Origin of the sequence: Geminisphaera colitermitum TAV2 (assembly GCF_000171235.2) — a bacterium.
GTDB lineage: Bacteria > Verrucomicrobiota > Verrucomicrobiia > Opitutales > Opitutaceae > Geminisphaera > Geminisphaera colitermitum.
Window position 1 is genome coordinate 1 of record NZ_ABEA03000175.1, and the last position, 902, is coordinate 902.

Consider the following 902-nt stretch of genomic DNA (forward strand, 5'->3'; position numbering starts at 1 on the left):
GCGCCGGGCGTGTTCTGGCCGGGGAGCTTCAAGGAAAGCTTCGGGGCGTTTGGTGTGGCGGGTTGTTCAGGGGACGTGTCGCTCTATGTTGGGAAAAAGTTTAGGGTTTAGTGTTCAGCGTCCGGAGTTGGGAGCTTTTTCTTTGGCTTTTCTGCGTTTAGCGGGGGGTGGACTTGTCGATGATCTCGGCGAGTTCGGCGGGGGCCACGGTTTCGAGGTGTTTGTCGCGGCGTTTGAGTTCTTCGAAGGTCTTGACGACGGTCTCGGTCATGCGGCTATGGGTTTCCTCGGAACCGCCAACGAGGACGAATTTCTCACCTTTGGTGATGCGTTTGTGGCCGTCGGTGTTGTCGAGCCCAACGCCGAGAATGCCTGCTTTGGCGGGCTTGTTCGCGGTTTTCTTCCTGTCGGCGGAGGGCTTGTCTGGGCGTTTGCTCACAATGTCACGGTGTTGGGTTCGCCGGGTGTTTCAAGAGGCTTTTCGTTTTCTTGCGCCGGGGCGGCGTCTTCGACGGCGGTGCAGATGATGTCGGTGTAGGCTTCGTCTTGATGGATGCGGAGTTTGCGCAGGCGGGTGAGTTCGAGGACGGCGATGAAGGTGGCAACGAGAACGCGGATGGTGACGCGTTCGGTAAAGAGTTCAGTGAAGAGGAAGGTTTTGCGGGTGGTGGTGAGGGCGAGCAGTTCTTCCATTTTGTCGGAGACGGTGACTTGTTCGTCCTGAATTTCGCCAACGACGAGTTTTTGGGCGAGGCGGCGGAGGATGTTGTTAAAGACGTTCCAGAGTTCGATTTTGTCGGCGGGTTTGAGGGCGCGGTCGGCTTCGGTGACGGTTTCAATGGCGACGTGGCGGGGGAGCATGTCGCGCTGGAAGACGGAGAGGGCGTCGAGTTTGCCGGCGG

2 protein-coding genes are annotated in these 902 nt (G+C 58.5%); both read right to left on the reverse strand.

Annotated features, from left to right (window positions below; genetic code table 11):
• Positions 1 to 157 precede the first annotated feature (157 nt).
• Positions 158 to 439, reverse strand: a complete 282-nt coding sequence (locus OBACDRAFT_RS19955) for a hypothetical protein (RefSeq protein WP_043588685.1) — start codon at positions 437 to 439, stop codon at positions 158 to 160.
• Positions 436 to 902: segregation and condensation protein A (locus OBACDRAFT_RS19960; protein WP_043588686.1), on the reverse strand; the 467-nt coding region annotated here is incomplete at its 5' end. The genes OBACDRAFT_RS19960 and OBACDRAFT_RS19955, both read right to left, overlap by 4 nt.